Here is a 17,242-nt window from a genome sequence, read left to right as displayed (position 1 = left end):
GCCATCATACCGGAGAATAACGATCCGCGGTGAGGTCGAATCAGAGAAATCCAACGCTTCAAATCAACAGGCTACGAAAACGCAGGTCCGGCACCTCAGGGGTGTATTCTGGCTTCCTCAAGGTTACCGCGAGGAACGATCGGCAAGATACATAAAGCCAACATCATCAGTGACTTAGTCCTCATTTCCGTCTTGCGTATTAACACCTACAGATGAGTGTACTTTTCGAAGTTCGAGCCTAAGGCTGCTCGCACTGGCAAGTGATTTTCAAGACAGAAGCAAATCAGGCCGCGAAACACTTCGCGGCACAGGCCTTTCTGTCCGTACCAATCCGAGGGGATTGACCCATGGTTACCAATTTCATTGTCAACAAGCACGACCTCCAATTCATCTTGCAGCAGATCAAGATTTCCGAGGCTCATGCATCGGGCACCGATATCACCGAGGCAATCCGGCAGGTCTACGGCGTCGATGCCGAGGACGCCGCGCTGTTGCCCGCGGGGCTTCGCACCGTCGATGGGACGCTGAACAACCTGCTGCCTGGACAGGCTTATTTCGGCGCGGCCCAGACCAAATTCCCCCGGCTGCTCGATCCCGTTTACAGAAACGACAACGACGGTGACTCGATCGATTTCGACGGGGCCGGCCCTTCTCCCGCCATTACCAATACCGACTACGGCGTCGTCGACGGCCAGGGTCATGTCGGCACCGGAACCGTGGTAGACGCCGATCCGCGCACCATCTCGAACCTCATCGTCACGCAGGACGTCTCCAACCCCGCCGCGATCCGCGCCGCGCTGAAGCTTGCCGGTGTCGAGGGTCCCGCCCAGACGGCGGCCACCAACGCGATCAGCGCCGCTTACCGGGCTACGCTGAACGCCAATGGCGCGAATGCCGAGGTGGCTGCTGCCACGGCAGTGGTTGCAGAGGCCAGTGCCGACGCGTCTGCGGCCAACGCCGCCCTCGCCGCTGCCGCTGCGCTGCAATCGCTCTACGCCGCGGGCCTGACCGCGGCGGGGGAGCTCCCTCTGACAATGACCACTGCCCTGGATGCAGTTCAGGAACTGATCATCGCGCTCGGCAACATCATCCCTGCACCGACGGCGGTTCCGGAATTCGCTCTCACTCCGCCGCTCCAGTCGGACTATATTGATCAGGCTGATTTCATCGCGGCGACGGCTGCATTTGACGACGCACAGAAGCTCCACACGGCCGCTGAAGAGAAATACGAGGCCGATTTCGCCGCCTACAACGCCACGTTGGCCACCGCGAACCTCGCCCTCGAAGCGGCCATGACGGCCGTTGGAAATGCCGAAGCGGCGGCCGGGGATGTCGTGACCGCACTTGGCGACAGCACCACCCCCGGTGTTCTGACCTTGCAGGCCATGGCGACCACCTTGCGCACCGAGATCGAAGGGATTGCCGTAGGCACCCTCAATTCAGGCGACGCGGAAACGGTTTCGGGTGCCCTTGCCGACTTCACCGGCGCACCGGGGCTCGCGCAATCGAACATGGATGACCTCGGCGCACTCAAAAGCATCGCGGACACGGACCTCGCCGCCGCCCAAGCGGAAGCGGATGAGGCCTCGGCCGTGCTCGACGCGGCCAACGCCGAACTCGCGATCGTTCAGGCCGCTGCCGACACGTCGGGCACGCCCGAGGAAGCCGCGGCAGCTCTGCAGGATCTGCTCGACCAGTTCGGCATTCAGGTCGGCGAGGATGGGGGGCTTATCATCGAGAACCAGTCGCCCGACATCGGTCTCTCGGCCTCCTTCAACACCGCCATGACGATCTTCGGCCAGTTCTTCGACCACGGTCTGGATCTTGTGAACAAGGGCGGCAACGGTACGGTCTATATCCCGCTCGAGGCCGACGATCCGCTGATCGCGGGCGCCGACAAGGTATTCGGCACGGCCGACGATCTACCCGAGCATCTGCGCTTCATGACGCTGACCCGCGCCACCCCGACCTGGGACGCCGACGGCACCGCGCAGCACGTCAATGCCACGACCCCTTGGGTCGACCAGAACCAGACCTACACCTCGCACGCCTCGCATCAGGTCTTCCTCCGCGAGTATGTCCGCAAGAACATCGGCGACGGCGAGAAGGCCTATTCGACCGGTCACCTGCTCGACGGCAAGGCCGGCTCCGGCTTCGGCAACAAGGACGGCGCCCTCGCCAACTGGGGCGAGGTCAAGGCGCAGGCGCTCTCGATGCTCGGCATCCGCTTGCAGGACACCGACGTGCACCGCGTGCCGCTGCTGCTGACCGATCAGTACGGCAACCTGATCCTGGGAAACCAGGGCTATGCCCAGCTGGTGATGGCGCCCGATGATGACCATGCCGAAACCTGGCTGAAGGAGGGCACTGCCCAAGGCGTCACCACCGAGGGCAGCTTTGCCAGCGGCGTCGCCTTCCTGGCCGACATCGCCCACACCGCCGTTCCCACCGACCTGCTCGATGAGAACGGCGAGGTCCGCACGGTCGATCATGACCGCAATCCGGGCACCCCCGAAGTGCCTGTCAGCGCGATCGCAGCCGATGGCGACGACGTGGCCGGCAACGCGGTGGGGACAAACCAGCGGGGCCAGATCACCGAGTATGACAACGAGCTTCTCGACAGGCACTTCCTCTCGGGCGACGGCCGGGGCAACGAGAACATCGGCCTGACCGCGATTCACACCGTGTTCCACTCGGAGCACAACCGCGTCGTCGAAGCCGACAAGCAGACCATCCTCGACAGCGGCGATCGGGCCTTTATCAACGAATGGCTGCTGGTCGATCTCGGCCCGAACGATCCGATCCCGACCAGCGTGGACGACCCGGCGCTCGAATGGGACGGAGCGCGCCTGTTCCAGGCCGGGCGCTTCTCGACCGAGATGCAGTACCAGCACATGGTTTTCGAAGAGTTCGCACGGCGCATCCAGCCCGCCATCGATCCCTTCGTGTTCACCAACACCGCCGATATCGACGGCTCGATCATCGCCGAGTTCGCCCACACCGTGTACCGGTTCGGGCACTCGATGCTGAACGGCTCGGTGGACCGGCTCGACAACGATCTCGGCGTCGTCGGTGGCGGCGATCAGCTCTCCCTGATCGAGGCCTTTCTGAACCCGGTCGAATATCTCGACGGCGGCACGGACGTCGCAGCCATTCAGGGTGCGCTGTTGCGCGGCATGTCGCGCGACGTCGGCAACGAGATCGACGAGTTCGTCGTCCCGGCGCTGCAGTCGAACCTCCTTGGCCTGCCGCTCGATCTCGCCGCGCTCAACATCGCGCGCGGCCGCGAGACCGGCGTGCCGTCGCTCAACGAGACCCGCGCGCAGCTCTCCGATGATTTCGGCCTGCCGGACCTGAAGCCCTACACGAGCTGGAACGATTTCGTCCAAAACATCAAGAACCCGCTTTCGGTGATCAATTTCATCGCCGCCTACGGGACCCACGCCACGGTCGAGAATGCCGGGACTCTCCAGGCGAAGCGTGATGCGGCCACGCTGCTCGTCCTTGGCGGCGCCGGGGCGCCGGAGGACCGGATCGACTTCCTCAACGCCCGCGGTGACTATGTCAGCGAGAAAGGGGGCCTCGACAATGTCGACCTCTGGATCGGCGGCCTCGCCGAGCGGCTGAACGAATTCGGCGGCATGCTGGGCTCGACCTTCAACTTCATCTTCGAATACCAGATGGAGCGCCTGCAGAATGGCGACCGGTTCTACTACCTGTCCCGGACCCAGGGTCTGAACATGCTCAACCAGCTTGAGCAGAACACGTTCTCCGACATCATCATGCGCAACAGCGATCTCGGCGATAAGTACGCGACGCATCTGAGTTCGCATATCTTCGTCACGCCCGACATGATCCTCGAGTTGGACCGCGGGATCGCCCAGGAGGACTACAACCCCGACGACACCTCCCCCACTCGCTCCGGTTCCGATCCGGTGTGGGACGATCCGATCCTGCAATCGCTCGATCCCAAGGTGACCCGCTCCTACAGCGGCGTGACGGCGGATGGCGGCCACGACGTCGGCGGAACGCTGCGGTTCCGCGGCGGCGAGCACGTGGTGATCGGCGGCACCGAGGGTGACGACCGGCTGATCTCCGATATCGGCGACGACACCATCTGGGGCGATGGCGGCGACGACTACATCAACAGCGGCCAAGGCGCCGACGAAGTTTATGGCGGCGATGGTGACGACATCATCGAGGATCCGTTCGGGGAGAACTTCCTGCGCGGCAACGCCGGCAATGACGTCATCTCCACGGCGCGGGGCTTCACGCTGGCCTTCGGAAACGAGGGGAGCGACGCGATCTTCCTCGGCCAGGATGCAGCCGAAGCCTTCGGCGACGAGGGGAACGACTTCATTCTTGGCAGTTCCGGCCCCGACCTGTTGCACGGCGGGGAGGGCGACGACTGGATCGAGGGTGGCGAAGGCTTCGACGTCATCGCCGGCGAGAACTCGGAGTTGTTCTTCAACTCCTCGATCATCGGCCACGACGTAGCCTGGGGTCAGGGCAACGACCAGGACTACGATCTGGAATCGGGGGACGACATCGCCCTGTCGGGCATCGGCGTCCAGCGCTTCGAAGGCATGTTCGGCTTCGACTGGAGCACCGCCAAGTTCGATGTCGCCGGTGTCGACCACGACATGGCGATCCCGATCTTCACCACCGACCCGCAGCAGATCCTGCGCGATCGCTTCGATCAGATGGAGGCCCTGTCAGGCTGGAAGTTCGATGACAGGCTCGCCGGCGACGACCGCGGTCAGGTTCTCGGCGGTGTTGGACCGGGCGCCGAGGCCGAAGCGAGCTTCACCAACCACATTCTCACACAGGAGGGTATCGATCGCATCGACGGCCTCGGAGAATGGATGGGCGGCGCGCGGGAGACGCTCTTCGGCGCCGTCCCGGGCGCAGACGTCTCGAGCTACCGCGACGGTAACATCCTGATGGGCGGCAACGGCAACGACATCATCATGGGACGCGGTGGCTATGACCTCATCGACGGCGACGCCTGGCTGAACGTGCGGATCCGCATCATGGTCGGCGGCACCGAGTATACCGCCGAGTCGCTTACCACCGACACGATGGTGGCGGGGGCGAAGGCGGGCCGGGTCTACAACGTCGAGACGGGCGAGCTCGCCTTCGGGGGCCGCTCGCTCAAGTCGCTGCTGCTCGACCGGACCATCAAGCCTGGCGACATGAGCATCGTGCGCGAGATCAAGTATGACGACACCCCGCAGAACAACATCGACACCGCCGTGTTCCGCGGCACCTTCGCCGAGTACAGCATCGAAGGCCGCGGCCACTTCATCGACTTCAACGGGGATGGCGACTTCGATGATCCGGGCGAGGACGTCGCGCAGGCCGCCTACGACCTGAACGGCGACGGCTTCATCGCCGTCACCGATCTCGACGATGGCAGGACAGGCGCGATCGTCGATGGGGTCGCGTTGCCGACGCGCAACCAGCTCACCGATGACACGGATCTGCTGAAGAACATCGAGATGCTGCAGTTCTCCGACCAGACGATCGACATCCGCAACGCCGCCAATGGCACCAACCAGCGGGCGACGGGTCTCGTGGAGATTGCGGATCCGACCCAACTGCTCGGCGGTGTGACGCCCTTCGTGGGCCAGGTGCTGAGTGCGGCGACCTTCGATCTCGCTGACGCCGACGGCCTGACGCTGGGGGCGAACGGCCTGCCCCAGGGGTTCCAGATCGAATGGCAGTCCATGCTGGGCGGCAAGCCGACCTGGACCACGGTGGCGACCAACCAGATCGAGTACACGGTGCGCGAGACCGATATCGAAGGCGGTCTCCGCGCGGTGGCCGTCTTCAAAGACAATAACGGCATCACCGAACGGGTCTACTCCGCTGCAACGGCGACACCGACGGCCCCCTTCTCGGTCGAGGAGAACGCGGCTCCGGGCACAATGGTGACCACACAGATACCGCCCACCCACGAAGGGGAAGCCGGGCAGTTCCATCAGATCCGTGCGGGCTTCGATGCCGGTGGCCGGTTCGAGGTGGTCCAGAGCGGGCAGGACTTTCTGGGTAACCCGCTCTACCAGCTGGTCGTCGCCGGCGGAGACCTGGACTACGAGTTCCAGGACGCCTTCCAGATCGTCGACAACCAGTACCAGATCGTGATCGACACCTACGATCTCGATCCGGCAGCGGGCGGCGATCTCATCGACAGCCGCGAGTTCACGATCCTTCTGCAGGACGTCGTCGAAGCGCCGCCTGCCATCATCCTCTCGATCGCCGATGCGCCGATGCAGGTCGAGACGGGCGATACGGGCGATACCAATCTGGCCTTCGGCCTGAGCGTGGACGACACCACCTTCACCGGCACTCTGACGGTGAGCTTCAGCGTCGGCACAGCGGCCGCTCAGACCCAGACCGTCAGCTTCGTCAATGGCGTCGGCACGCTGATCGTGCCGGTCGACAATGACGATGTCGACAACGGCGACGAGATGGTGGGGGTCACCCTGACCGGGGCCACCGGCACCGGCGTGGTGGCGACGCTCGGCACCGCGACCGCCAGCGGCACGGTCACCGAGGACGACGTCGTTCCGGTCATACTGTCGATCGCCAATGCGCCGACGATGGCCGAGAGCGGCGACACCGGAACCACCGATCTCGCCTTCGGGCTGAGCCTGGACGACACCAGCTTCAGCGGCACTCTGCAGGTGAGCTTCGACACCGGCACGGCGACGAACCAGACCCAGGACGTCAACTTCACGAACGGGGTCGGCACGCTGACCATGTCGGTCGCCAATGACGATGTCGACGACGGTGACGAAATGGTGACGGTCACCCTGACCGGGGCGACCGGGACCGGTGCGGCGGTGACGCTCGGCGCCACCATGGCCACCGGCATGGTCACCGAGGACGATGTAGCGCCCCCGCCTGTCGACGTCCTTCTGTCGATCACCAACGCGCCGATGCAGGTCGAGACCGGCGACACCGGGACCACCGATCTCGCCTTCGGGCTGAGCCTGAGCGACACCGGCTTCACCGGCACCCTGACGGTGACCTACGACACCGGCACCGCAACGAACCAGAGCCCGGACGTCAGCTTCGTCAACGGGGTCGGCACGCTGAGCGTGCAGGTCGCCAATGACGACGTCGACGACGGCGACGAAATGGTGGCGGTCACGCTGACCGGGGCGACCGGAACCGGTGTGGCGGTGACGCTCGGCACCGCGAGCGCCAGCGGCACGGTCACCGAGGACGACGTCGCGGCGCCACCGCCGGGTGGCAGCGTGCTGCCGATCGACTTCAACGCCAACCCGCTCCTGAGCTACAGCAACCAGGACCAGACGCCGCAGGGCTTCCAGATCGACCAGGATGGCGCCGGCATCACGCTGAGCGGCAACACCTGGAAGAAGACCCTGCTGCCCGGCGGCACCTTCACCGTCGGCGCCGACACGGTGCTGCGCTTCGACGTGACGATGGAGAACGGCACCGCCGAATTCGTCAGCATCGGCCTCGAGAACGACGACAACTACAAGACCACCGACGACCTGCTGTTCCAGGTGTTCGGCTCGATCAACATCGCGAGGTTCGACCAGTCGGTGCGCAACGACTACACCACCGTGGGCCAGACCGTGAGCTACGAGATCCCGCTGGCGGCGCATGCCGGACGGACCTTCGACTACCTGGCGCTGATCAACGACGACGACGCCGCGCAGAGCTCGATCGTGCGCTTCTCGAACGTCGAGCTGGTGCAGGGCAGCGCGCCGCCGCCACCCCCGCCGACCGGGCCGGTGCTCTCGATCACCGATGCCCTGACGGTGGCCGAGACCGGCGACACCGGGACCACCGATCTCGCCTTCGGGCTGAGCCTGAGCGACACCGGCTTCACCGGCACCCTGACGGTGACCTACGACACCGGCACGGCGGCGAACCAGAGCCAGAACGTCAACTTCACGAACGGGGTCGGCACGCTGACCATGTCGGTAGCCAATGACGACGTCGACGACGGCGACGAAATGGTGACGGTCACCCTGACCGGGGCCAGCGGCGCCGCCACGCCGGTGACGCTCGGCACCGCAACCGCCAGCGGCACGGTCACCGAGGACGACGTCGCGGCGCCGCCCGATCCCGGCAGCGTGCTGCCGATCGACTTCAACGCCAACCCGCTCCTGAGCTACAGTGGTCAGGACAAGACGCCGCAGGGCTTCCAGATCGACCAGGATGGCACCGGCATCACGCTGAGCGGCAACACCTGGAAGAAGACCCTGCTGCCCGGCGGCACCTTCACCATCGGCGCCGACACGGTGCTGCGCTTCGACGTGACGATGCAGAACGGCACCGCCGAGTTCGTCAGCATCGGCCTCGAGAACGACGACAACTACAAGACCACCGACGACCTGCTGTTTCAGGTGTTCGGCTCGATCAACATCGCGAGGTTCGACCAGTCGGTGCGCAACGACTACACCACCGTGGGCCAGACCGTGAGCTACGAGATCCCGCTCGCGGCGCATGCCGGCCGGACCTTCGACTACCTGGCGCTGATCAACGACGACGACGCCGCGCAAAGCTCGATCGTGCGCTTCTCGAACGTCCAGCTGGTGCAGGGCAGCGCGCCGCCGCCACCCCCGCCGACCGGGCCGGTGCTCTCGATCACCGATGCCCTGACGGTGGCCGAGACCGGCGACACCGGGGTCACCGATCTCGACTTCGGGCTGAGCCTGAGCGACACCGGCTTCACCGGCACCCTGCAGGTGACCTACAACGCCGGCACGGCGGCGAACCAGAGCCAGAACGTCAGCTTCACGAACGGGGTCGGCACGCTGACCCTGCAGGTCGCCAATGACGACCTGGCCAACGGGCCGGAGACGGTGGCGGTCACCCTGACCGGGGCGACCGGCGCCGCCACGCCGGTGACGCTCGGCACCGCGAGCGCCAGCGGCACGGTCACCGAGGACGACGTCGCGGCGCCGCCTGCAAGCGTCGTTCTCTCGATCGCCGACGCGCCAACGGTGACCGAGGCCGGCGACACCGGGGCTACCGATCTCGCCTTCGGGCTGAGCCTGAACGACACCGGCTTCACCGGCAGTCTGCAGGTGGCCTACGACGCCGGCACGGCGACGAGCCAGAGCGTCAGCTTCGTCAATGGGATCGGCTCGCTGGCCGTGTCGGTGGCCAATGACGATGTGGACAACGGCACCGAGACGGTGACGGTCACCCTGACCGGGGCCAGCGGCGCCGGCCCGACCGTGACGCTCGGCACCGCGACCGCCAGCGGCATGGTCATCGAGGACGACGTCACCACCGGCGGCGGGACCGTGTCGACGGTCGTCACGCCGATCGGCGCCTCCTCCGACGACTGGGAGCAGTTCGGCGGCGGCGGCAGCGGCGACCTCGAATTCGGCCTGAACGGCAGCCGGGCGCAGGCCGTGGGGATGCGCTTCGACGGGATCGACATCCCGCAAACGGCGACCATCACCGACGCCTACCTGCAGTTCACCTCGCTCGAGACCTCCTCGGGGGCCGCGAACTTCACCATCGGCATCCAGGGCAGCGAGACCGCCGCCACCTTCTCCTCCGGCGCGCCACCGCAATCGCGCGTCATCGTCGACGAGTTCGCCTGGTCGAATGTCGAGCAGTGGACCGCCGGGGGCACCTACCGGACGCCCGACATCAGCGCGCTGATCGAAACGGTGATCGGCGCCGACGGGGCCACGAACGCCGCCCTGGCCTTCATCGTCGCGGGCAGTGGCAGCCGGGTGGCGAGCAGCTTCGACAGCGGTGCCGGGCCCGAGCTGGTCCTCGTGCTCGACGACGGAAGCGCGCTCACACTGTGAGCCAATGCCTGCGCCCCCGGCCGGAAGAGCGGCCGGGGGCGCATGACGGGGGCAAGGCCGAGCAAGGCGGTCCAGAGGGCAAACATTAGAGCCGTATGAAGGCGCCGACGACAGCCGCTCTTCGGGCGCCCATCTAGTTGGCGGTTGGTCGACGCCGGATCTACTGACCGTCATGGAACTCGTCGAGGCCGCCGCCGCCGACGTCTTAGTCGGCTTTCGGATCATGGATCCGCTCAGGCTCTTTGCGCGGGCGCCGCATGTGTCTGGTAGCACCATGCCAATGCACCGCACCATCGCTGTATCGGCCACCCCTCTATATCGTCCTAGTTCGAGGTCCGCCGCCTCCGGTCAATCAGCAGTATATTCACTTGGTCAGGCGCTGCGTCGAGTTCTGAAATAGCCTGCCGCATCTCCTGCGCCGAAGCCGCTCTCTGATCCCGGCTGCGGCTATGGGCCGTATCTCGCATCTCGGCGTCTTCGAGCAGTTGGCCTTCAGGCTCATCGCCCGGGACAATACCGGGCCCCATGCCAGTGCCTGCCGCCCTCTCGAAGCGCCGCACGGTCTGGACAGGCTGCGCCAGAGGATCGCTTGGCGCTTTCAGTACCCGGATCAGGCTCAGCGCCAGCTCCGCGCCGGTCGGATCAGCGTCTTGGCTTCCATTCTGCGCGATACGGGGCAGCAGGTCGCCCTCGGATATCCGGATGCCCTCGAGCCCCGCGCTCGCCACGGCTTCGGCCAATGCGATCTCCGAGCGCCAGAGATTTCCAACCTCGGGCTCGGCCCGGCCATGGCCCCCAGGCGCGCCGCCAGAACCTCGGCCCGCATGAAGGCCGAGACGGCGCTTCGCGCTTCTTCGGCGTGGCTGAAGCTCATCAGACAAGCCCATGCCATAAAACAAAATACTCATTTTAGATGAGGATAGATGGCCTCATTTTCAATTGCCTCGGTGGATGGCAAACGTGTTTCATCAGGCCCTCAATGGAAAGGGTCTGGAACGGTGATCCGTCCACTCCGCTCCCGCCCTACGGATGGAACGGAAGCCTCAGCTTCGTTCCGCGGCCTTGAAGGTAAAGGGATTGGAGCCTGTCCCCTCCCCTCCCCTACCAGGCCGATCAAAGCCGCTCGCCCGTTGCCGGTGTTTTCAAACGACCGTATTCTCAAGTATAGTTAAATTGGAAGGCCCATGTTCTGGCAGTCGTACAAGGGCTCGATCGATGGTAACGTCCATCTCGCCTGCATTCGCCGGCCGAACCAAAGGATTCAGCATGACCACGTTCCCAAGCCATCGGACCAAGATCAATCGCGCCATGCGGCTGGCCGAGGTTGGCGAGCACAGGACTACCGCTGAGGCCTTGCTTCGTGCCCTCCCCGAGAGCGTGATAGCACGCGTCACCGGGCATGAGCTTGCCGAGCTTCTCGATGCCGTGTGGAAGCTCTCCCAAAACTCCATAGCGAGTGCGGAAACCGAGCTCGTCAGCGACGGCGGGGTCTGCGACGAGGACAAGCAGGCATTCCGGGAGCTGGCTTAATGACCGCAGTCGCTGCGGTGCAGATCTAGCGCGAAAGAGATCATCATGGACCTCCGTTCCCCTGCCCTCGAGCCGATGCCGCGCGAGGGGTTCGCCCGGATCGCCGAACATTTGAGCGAGGTACCGAGCGGCTCGCCATTCCAGGAGATGGTCGAGGTCGTGTTGTGCGATGAGATGGCGCGCTGATGGCACTCATAGGCTACGCCCGCGTCTCGACCGACCTTCAAGACACTGCGGCACAGCGCCGCGAACTGAAATCGGCAGGCTGCACCGAGATCCACGAGGAGTTCGCCTCCGGGGCCGCCCGCGCTCGCCCGGTCCTCGCGAAGCTCGTGGCGAGCCTCGGCCGAGGCGACGTGCTGATCGTCGTGCGCATCGACCGCCTCGCCCGCTCGCTGTCGCACCTGCTCGAGGTCATCGAGACGCTGGAAGCCCGCGGAGCGCATTTCCGATCTCTGGGCGATCCGATCGACACGACCTCGCCGCAGGGCAAGTTCACGTTGCAGATCCTTGGTGCCACCGCCGAGTTCGAGCGGGCTCTGATCCGCGAGAGGACGATGGCGGGGCTGGCATCGGCACGGGAGAAGGGCCGCGTCGGGGGCAATCCGGGCCTGCGGGACCGCGACCCGGAGGCGATCGCCAAGGTCAGCCGGGCGCGCGACCGCAGCTACTTCGACAAGCTCAACGAGGAAGCCCAGCAGTGGCTGCCCGCGGTGCGGCAGTTCCGGCCGCGGCTCCCTTGGGAGGACGTCGTGCGGATCATCAACAGCCGGCATCCAAGCGCGAAGCCTTGGACCGTCGAGCGGCTGCGGCGCGCCGCCGGGCGCTTCGTGAAAGACGGGCTGCTGGATCGTGCCGTGCTCGACCGCGCCCCGCCCGCGCAGAAGGACGACCGGATCCTAGCGATCATCGCGGGTATCAAGAGCTCGGCGCCGGAGATGACGCTGAAGGAGATCGCGGCGCGGCTCGAGGCGATGCGGGAGCCGACGCCGCGGGGGCGCTCGAAATGGGCGACGTCGTCGGTGGCGCACCTGCTGGAACGGGCGCGGCTGGTGGGGCTGATAGAGTGAGCGCCCACCGGTGGCACCGGCGGAGCGGTCGCTTCTGATGACGTAGAAGCCTTAATCCTCTGCGCGAAGGCACATAGCTGAAGTAGCCTTTGAATTGAGCCGCCAGATCGGAACCCTGTTCCAGAGCTGCAGGCTGCTCGAAGATCCGCCCGGCCTCGACGGCGGGCACGAACAACTGCAGCCCGAGCGACTCCTCGGTATGCTTGACCAGCCGGCTGATGCCGGGCGCCGAGACACCCAGCAGCGTGGCCGCGCCGTTAATGGTGCCGGTCATCATCACGGCGCGCACCACCTCGACTTGGCGCAGGGTCATGTCCCGCATGTCGCACTCCTCCCTCGCATAGGGTTAGACTACGCGGCGGGCGGGGCAACTGCGAAACGCGGCCGCTCTCAGGCTGGTCGGGCCGCCCCGCCGCGCACGGCGACGAAGTCGAACAGCCCGTATCCCATCACGACCAGGAAGGCTGCGGCCGGCACCACATAGGAGAAGGTCGCGCCGGCGACATCGATCACCGCGCCTTGCACCAATGGCAGCAGCGCGCCACCCAGGATCGCCATCACCAGCCCGGCCGAACCGAACTTGGTATCCTCGCCCAGCCCCTCGAGGGCGATGCCGTAGATGGTCGGGAACATCAGCGACAGGCAGGCCGATATCATCACCACGGCCCATAGGCCCGACAGGCCCGGCACCAGCGCGGCATAGAGTGCAAGCCCTGCCCCCGCCAGCGCCAAGCCGGCCAACAGCAGCGCAGGCCGGACGAAACCCATCACCCAGACCATCGCGAAGCGCGACATCAGGAACACCAGCAGGCTGGCTTGCAGATACCAGCCGGCCCCGGCCTCGTCGGTGCCGATCGCCGCCATCGCGTATTGCAGGGTGAAGGTCCAGACGCAGGTCTGGGCGGCGACGTTGAAGAACTGCGCCACCACGCCGAAGCTGTAATGGCGGTTCCTCAGCAGCCGCTTCAGCGTCGCCCCGAAATGCAGCTCGTGTCCGGCCTCGAGTTCGCGCTCGCTCGGCGTGGGCATGCGGCTGAGCGCGATCGCGATCCAGATCGCCACCAGCACGACGGCAAAGCCGACGTAGGGGACCATCACCGCCTGCAGCTCCTCGGCGCGCAGCGCCCGCAGCGCGTCTGCTCCCATTGCAGCGCGCGCGTCCGCGTCGGCGGTGTTCAGGTTGGGCAGGATCAGCGCCGCCGACAGGAACACACCGATATTGGTGCCGACCGGGTTGAAAGCCTGGGCGAGGTTGAGCCGGCGCGTGGCGCTGCCCTCCGGTCCCATGGCGATGACGAAGGGGTTGGCCGACGTCTCCAAGATCGACAGCCCGCCCGCCAGCAGGAACAGCGCCATCAGAAAGAAGCCATAGGTCATGGCGATGCTGGCCGGATAGAACAGGAAGGCGCCTGCGATAGCGCAGCCCAGCCCGACCAGGATGCCGGTCTTGTAGGAGTAACGTCGATTGATGAAGGCTGCTGGCAGGGCCAGACAGAAATAGGCGCCGTAGTAGGCGAACTGCACCAGCGAGGACTGCAAGGCGCTCATCGAGAAGATCTTGGAGAATACCTGCACCAGCGGGTCGGTCATGTTGGCCGCGATGCCCCAAGCGGCAAAACAGGTGACGATGAGCATGAAGGGCAGCTTCATGCCGGCATGCAGGAATCGTGTCGGCTGGTTCATGTGTTCTCCCTCTCGAGCCTCCGGGCACCGCGGCGATACGTGGGGCCGCGGTTGCGCGGCGCCTTTTGGAAGCGTCCGCCGGGACATACCAGTGCCGAAGGGCCCGAGTCGTCGGTTGCGGGCATAATATTTCTCGCGGAATGACGAATTAGGGACAATGTTCCGCCTATACTGCCTTCGATGCGCTTTGCAGGCGATCGCTTACGCGCCCCATTACTACGGACGGGAGAGCGCTGATTCACAGTAAGGGGTGCGTCGGGCCAATGCAGATCGACGCCAATTGGACCAGCCTACTCGAGTGCTGCACGAACCTACTTCCGGAAAGCTGGACCGCCGGATCTGGGAGAGTTCTCGTAAGCTGCCGGGTATGTAACGCGAGGAAAACCGATGCGGACATCTCGGTTCGGCAAACAGCAGATCGACTTCATCTTGAAGCAGTCGGACAACCTTCGGCACTGCGAGATCGCGCCAAGTGGATGTCGAGCGCGGGCGTTGCCCAGACTGACATGTCCCGTGACTTTGAGCGCGAAGGGCTTCGAGACCAAGGGTGGGTGGCCCGATCTAATGCTGTAAACGGTCTCTGCGCCACCGCAATGCAGGCGCATATGGCTGTCGAGCCACGTGCAGGGGCACTGGGTTGCATGAATGGCAATCGACGTGCCATCGCCCATGACTACAGTAGGGTGGCTCGCCAACGACATCGAGCTTGTCGCACCCGGTCTCAACCGGTGGTAAATCCCGAATGGGTGTTGAGCAGGAACTGCGCGAAGATCGGTGCGCAGGCGGCGCCGAGACCGCGCGCATTGCCACCCACCGCGCCCGCCTCGATCCTTGGCGGGATCAAACCGCGCAGATCGACCCGGTCGAGCCCCGCCCTGACCCGTTCCACCAAGGATGCGCGCACCTGCTCGGGAAAGCCGCCATCGATCAGCACCGCCTCGAAGTCGATGACCGCGCAGACAGTGGCGGCGGCGCGTGCCAGCTCCTCGCCCGCTTCGTCGAGCCAAGGCTCGATCACGTCGCTCATGCCGGACCAGTCCTGCGGCAGGCTCCACAGCCGCGCCGGGTCGTGGCCGGCCGCCTCGAGCCGCCGCTCGAGCATGTGCAACGAGGCCGTGTCGATAAGCTGCGCCGGCCGACCGGCGGCGTCGCGCGTCGGCAACGATCCCATGGCCCCGGCATTGCCGCGCGCGCCCTCGAACACCGAATGGTTCAGCACCACGCCGCCGCCGATGAAGGAGCCCACGAAGAAATAGGCGTAGTCGCGAAACGCCCGCCCCCTTCCATAGACATGCTCGGCGCGACAGGCGGCGGTGGTGTCGTTGTCGACGAAGACGGGCAAGGCCGAGAACCGGCCGATCTCGGCGGCGAAATCGAAACCGCGCCAGCCGTCGAGCGCCGCTGGCGGCGCGCCGATTGTCTCGGGCCAGATCCAGAGCTCATGCGGCCGGGCGACGCCGATCCCGGCGACCCGGTCGCGCAGCCGCGCCGGCAGCCGTGCCAACAGATCCCCGATGCCCGCTTCGAGAAACCGCATGATGCCGGCGGGATCGGGATAACGGTAGGTGTCGTGCAGCTGGCCGCGCGGCTGGCCCAGCAAATCGACGATCAGCAGATCGGCGCTGCGCCGGCCGATCTTGAGCCCGATCGAGAAGGCCCCGTCCGGATCAAGCCCCACGGGAACGCGCGGCTTGCCGACGCGTCCACGCTGCGGCGCGCCGCGCAACACCATGCCATCCTCGTCGAGACGGCGCAGGATCACCGAGACGGTCTGGGGCGACAGGCCCGAAAGCCGCGCCAGATCGCTGCCGGGCATGGGACCATGACGTTGCATCAGGCTGAGCAGCAGCCGCTCGTTGTGATCGCGCAATCCGCGCTGGTTCGCCCCGCCCGCGAGACTGCGCACTTCGGATCCGTTCATCCGATATCCTCCCTGCCCCAATCATGCAGCACATCCAATTAGTAAATCAACTGGATTTATTTATTGACTGGCCGGCAGAATCGACGCTAACGTTCGGTCAATCCGGTGTTGAGGAGCGCCGGTGTCATCTGGGAGGATATTGACGATGAAACGACTTTTCGCGGGGACCGCGCTTGCCTTGATCGCTGCGGGTGCGGCGCAGGCTGAAAGCCACATGCAGAACGTCTCGGCCTGCCTGATCACCAAGACCGACACCAACCCGTTCTTCGTGAAGATGCGCGAGGGCGCGCAGCAGGCCGCCGACGAACTCGGCATCACCCTGAACAGCTATGCCGGCACCATCGACGGTGACCACGAAGCGCAGGTCGACGCGATCGAAACCTGCATCGCCAACGGTGCCTCCGGCATTCTGATCACGCCGTCAGATACTTCGGCGATCGTCAGTTCGGTACAACAAGCGCGGGACGCGGGCCTCTTGGTGATCGCGCTTGATACGCCGCTCGACCCAATCGACGCCGCCGACGCCACCTTTGCCACCGACAACTTCCTCGCAGGCGAACTGATCGGCAAATGGGCCGCCGCCAAGCTGGGCGAAGAGGCCGCGAACGCCAAGATCGCGATGCTCGACCTCGGCGTCAGCCAGCCTTCGGTCGACGTGCTGCGCGATCAGGGCTTCCTGACCGGCTTCGGCATCGACACCAAGGATCCGAACAAATGGGGCGACGAGGACGACCCGCGCATCGTCGGCAACGACGTGACCGCCGGCAACGAGGAAGGCGGTCGCACGGCGATGGAGAACCTTCTCGCCAAGGACCCCGAGATCAACGTCGTCTACACCATCAACGAGCCCGCCGCCGCGGGGGCCTACGAGGCGCTCAAGGCGATCGGCCGCGAGAACGACGTGCTGATCGTCTCGGTCGATGGCGGCTGCCCCGGCGTCCAGAACGTCGCTGACGGCGTCATCGGCGCCACCTCGCAGCAATACCCGCTCGAGATGGCCAGGCTCGGCGTCGAGGCGATCGCGAAATACGCCGAGGACGGCACCCTGCCTGAGAACACCGAAGGCAAGGACTTCTACGATACCGGCGTGAAGCTCGTCACCGACGAGCCGGTCGAGGGCGTCGAGTCGATCTCGGTCGAGGAAGGTCAGGAGCTCTGCTGGGGCTGAGCCCCGCCGGGATCATTCCATCCTGCGCGTCTTCGGGCGGCGCAGGATGTCCCTGACG

The 17,242-nt window shown here is 65.4% G+C and carries 8 protein-coding genes and 1 pseudogene; 5 read left to right on the top strand and 4 right to left on the bottom strand.

Annotation, left to right across the window (positions count from 1 at the left end; all coding sequences use genetic code 11):
• The first annotated feature begins 347 nt into the window (after window positions 1–347).
• Entirely contained in the window at window positions 348–9,812 is a 9,465-nt protein-coding gene (locus tag ACRAQ3_RS15820; RefSeq protein ID WP_432256461.1) for a peroxidase family protein, read from the top strand.
• A 323-nt stretch (window positions 9,813–10,135) separates the two neighbouring features.
• Here the strand turns inward: ACRAQ3_RS15820 and ACRAQ3_RS15815 are convergent, their stop codons facing one another.
• A complete protein-coding gene (locus ACRAQ3_RS15815; RefSeq protein WP_432256460.1) occupies window positions 10,136–10,720 on the bottom strand; it encodes a hypothetical protein in 585 nt (194 codons plus the stop codon).
• A gap of 358 nt (window positions 10,721–11,078) precedes the next feature.
• On the opposite strand from ACRAQ3_RS15815, the gene ACRAQ3_RS15810 reads away from it, so the two are divergent.
• Genes ACRAQ3_RS15810 through ACRAQ3_RS15800 form a run of 3 tightly spaced genes read left to right on the top strand, consistent with a single transcriptional unit; the run spans window position 11,079 to window position 12,412 of the window.
• Window positions 11,079–11,342, top strand: a complete 264-nt coding sequence (locus ACRAQ3_RS15810) for a hypothetical protein (RefSeq protein ID WP_432256459.1) — start codon at window positions 11,079–11,081, stop codon at window positions 11,340–11,342.
• 45 nt (window positions 11,343–11,387) lie between these two features.
• Entirely contained in the window at window positions 11,388–11,528 is a 141-nt protein-coding gene (locus tag ACRAQ3_RS15805; protein WP_432256458.1) for a hypothetical protein, read from the top strand.
• Window positions 11,528–12,412, top strand: coding sequence for a recombinase family protein (locus tag ACRAQ3_RS15800; RefSeq protein ID WP_432256457.1), 885 nt, complete (start codon window positions 11,528–11,530; stop codon window positions 12,410–12,412). The genes ACRAQ3_RS15805 and ACRAQ3_RS15800 overlap by 1 nt, the downstream gene beginning before the upstream one ends.
• Window positions 12,413–12,545: 133 nt before the next feature.
• Here the strand turns inward: ACRAQ3_RS15800 and ACRAQ3_RS15795 are convergent.
• The 3 genes and pseudogenes from ACRAQ3_RS15795 to ACRAQ3_RS15785 all read right to left on the bottom strand — a co-directional run.
• Window positions 12,546–12,734, bottom strand: a pseudogene (locus ACRAQ3_RS15795) (LysR family transcriptional regulator); the annotation flags it as partial.
• Window positions 12,735–12,802: 68 nt separating this feature from the next.
• Window positions 12,803–14,095 carry an L-fucose:H+ symporter permease gene (fucP, locus tag ACRAQ3_RS15790; protein WP_432256456.1) on the bottom strand — a complete coding sequence of 431 codons (1,293 nt, stop codon included), beginning with the start codon at window positions 14,093–14,095 and terminating at the stop codon, window positions 12,803–12,805.
• 721 nt (window positions 14,096–14,816) lie between these two features.
• Window positions 14,817–16,016: an ROK family transcriptional regulator gene (locus ACRAQ3_RS15785; protein ID WP_432256455.1), complete on the bottom strand. Its 1,200-nt coding sequence runs from the start codon at window positions 16,014–16,016 to the stop codon at window positions 14,817–14,819.
• Between the two features lie 145 nt (window positions 16,017–16,161).
• Between ACRAQ3_RS15785 and ACRAQ3_RS15780 the strand changes: the two genes are divergently transcribed.
• Window positions 16,162–17,184, top strand: coding sequence for a sugar ABC transporter substrate-binding protein (locus tag ACRAQ3_RS15780; protein WP_432256454.1), 1,023 nt, complete (start codon window positions 16,162–16,164; stop codon window positions 17,182–17,184).
• Window positions 17,185–17,242 lie beyond the last annotated feature (58 nt).

This window comes from Limimaricola sp. AA108-03 (assembly GCF_050847355.1).
GTDB lineage: Bacteria > Pseudomonadota > Alphaproteobacteria > Rhodobacterales > Rhodobacteraceae > Limimaricola.
The sequence above is the reverse complement of the archived record's forward strand: the minus strand, read 5'-3'. Positions and strand labels throughout refer to the sequence as shown.